Source organism: Actinomycetota bacterium (assembly GCA_005774595.1).
Lineage (GTDB): Bacteria > Actinomycetota > Coriobacteriia > Anaerosomatales > D1FN1-002 > D1FN1-002.
Window position 1 is genome coordinate 1 of sequence record VAUM01000295.1, and the last position, 2,447, is coordinate 2,447.

Consider the following 2,447-nt stretch of genomic DNA (forward strand, 5'->3'; position numbering starts at 1 on the left):
TCAGCGGTTCGAACCACGCCGACGCGCTGTCGGTCGGCCCGGCCGCGTACGCACAGGTCATCCCGGTGCTGCTGTGCCGGCCCGACGGGCTGGGCGACGACGCTCTGGAGGCGATCGACTGGCTCGACGCCTCGGCGGTGCACATCGTCGGTGGCGAAGCCGCGGTGCCGGACGGTGTGGAGTCGGAGGTGCCGTGGGCGGACTGGGACCGCGTCGCCGGCGCGGACCGCTACGAGACCGCGGCGTTGTTCGCGGACATGGCCGAGATGATGGAGTGGTCGGACGGGTCGAAGGTAGGCATCGCCAGTGGCGTCTCGTTCGCCGACGGGCTGGCCGGCGGCGCGGCGATGGGTTCGCGCGGCGGTATCCTGCTGCTCTCGGCACCCGATGCCCTGCCGGAAGCGACCGCGTTCGCGCTCATGATGCGGGCGGGCTCGATCACCTCGGTCGAGGTCTTCGGCGGCCTGCGCGCACTGTCGCCCGAGGTGGAGGCGGGAGTCGCGGAGATGCTCTCCGGCGGCGGGGGCGGCTTCTAGCCCCCCTCCCGGGATCGCCGCGGCGAGCCGGGCGGGCATTCGGCCCGCTCGGCACGTCGCGTGCTATCCTGCACGCGTCCCGCCGACCGCGTTGCCGCAGGAGCCAGTGACCTCCACCGCTGACTGGGCCCTTTCCGACCCGCCCGAGCACCCCGAAGAGGCGTGCGGGGTCTTCGGCGTATACGCTCCGGGCGAGGACGTCGGGCGCATGACCTACTTCGCGCTCCACGCGCTCCAGCACCGCGGCCAGGAGTCCGCCGGCATCGCGGTCGCCGACGGCCACACGCTCACCGTCACGAAGCACCTCGGGCTCGTGCCGCAGGCGTTCAAGGAGTCCGACCTCGCCAGCCTCGACGGCGACCTCGCCATCGGGCACACGCGCTACTCGACCACCGGCAGCTCGACGAGTTGGGAGAACGCGCAGCCGGTGATCTCGGCGGTTGGGCACAGCACCATCGCGCTCGCGCACAACGGCAATCTCGTGAACACGGGCGACCTGCGCGACGAGATGCGCGGCAACGGCGTCCGCTTCCGCTCGACCACCGACTCCGAGGTCCTTGCGACCCTCGTGGACCACTTCACCCAGCAGCACGACTCCATGCGCGCCGGGATTCGCGAGACCATGAAGGTCGTGCGCGGCGTGTACTCTGCGGTGCTCATGTCCGAGGAGGCGCTCTACGCCTTCCGCGACCCGTACGGCATCCGCCCGCTCGTGCTCGGCCGCGTCGACGACATCGGCTGGGCGGTCGCGTCGGAGACGTGCGCGCTCGACCTGATCGGTGCCGAGTTCGTGCGCGACGTCGCGCCCGGCGAGATCGTGAAGATGGGCCCGAACGGGCTGGAGAGCGAGCAGGCGGTCGAGGCGGAGCGCGAGGCGCTGTGCATCTTCGAGTTCGTCTACTTCGCGCGGCCGGACTCCGAGATGTACGACTGCGGCATCTACGAGGCCCGCCGCAACATGGGCGCTGCGCTGGCCGTCGAGGCGCCCGTCGACGCCGACCTGGTGATCGGCGTCCCGGACTCGGGCGTCCCCGCCGCGACCGGCTTCGCGGCCGCCAGCGGCATCCCCTACGAGATCGGCCTGGCGAAGAACCGCTACGTCGGCCGCACCTTCATCTCGCCGAGCCAGTCGCTGCGCCAGCAGGGCATCCGCCTGAAGCTCAACCCGCTCAAGCACGCCATCGCCGGCAAGCGCCTCGTGGTGGTCGACGACTCGATCGTGCGCGGCAACACGACCAAGAAGCTCGTCGCGCTCCTGCGCGAGGCCGGCGCGGCCGAGGTGCACATGCGCATCACGTCGCCGCCGGTCGCGTGGCCGTGCTTCTACGGCATCGACACCGACACCCAGGAGCAGCTCATCGCCTCGTCGAAGTCGGTCGAGGAGACGCGCGACTTCATCGGCGCCGACTCGCTCGCCTACCTGTCGCTGCCCGCGATGGTCGAGGCGACCGGCGCGCCCGCCGACCGCTTCTGCCTCGCGTGCTTCGACGGGGTCTACCCGATCGAGATCCCCGAGGGCGTGCGGCGCGGCAAGATGGCGCTCGAGGCGTGCGCGTCGCGCGAGGACGGCTAGGGGCGCGGCGCCCGTCGTGACCGACACGCTCGCGGCGGTCCTTGCCGGGCTCGCGCTCGGCGCGCGGTTCAACCCGTTGACGTCGGCGCTCGCCGCAGGCGCGTGCGCCGCGCTGGCGGTCGGGCGGGATGCGGGCGGCGGGCCGGCCCGCCACGCCGGCGGCCGCATCGGCCTCGCGACGGCCGTGCTCGCGGGCGGGTGGCTGCTCGGCGACGGGCTGCGCGTGATCGCCCGCGCGCGCGAGATGGCCGACGGGGTCGCGCCGCTGCTGGCGGTGGGTGCGTCGCGCTCGGCCGAGTGGACCGCGCTGGTCGCGTGGGCCCTGTTCGGCCTCGCCT

The 2,447-nt window shown here is 72.9% G+C and carries 3 protein-coding genes; all 3 read left to right on the forward strand.

Annotated features, from left to right (window positions below):
* The coding region (locus FDZ70_09300) for a hypothetical protein (protein ID TLM70154.1) at window positions 1-536 on the forward strand (536 nt) is incomplete at its 5' end.
* 91 nt (window positions 537-627) lie between these two features.
* Window positions 628-2,109, forward strand: coding sequence for an amidophosphoribosyltransferase (gene purF / locus FDZ70_09305; protein TLM70155.1), 1,482 nt, complete (start codon window positions 628-630; stop codon window positions 2,107-2,109).
* A gap of 16 nt (window positions 2,110-2,125) precedes the next feature.
* On the forward strand, window positions 2,126-2,447 hold a 322-nt coding region (locus FDZ70_09310), incomplete at its 3' end, for a hypothetical protein (protein TLM70156.1).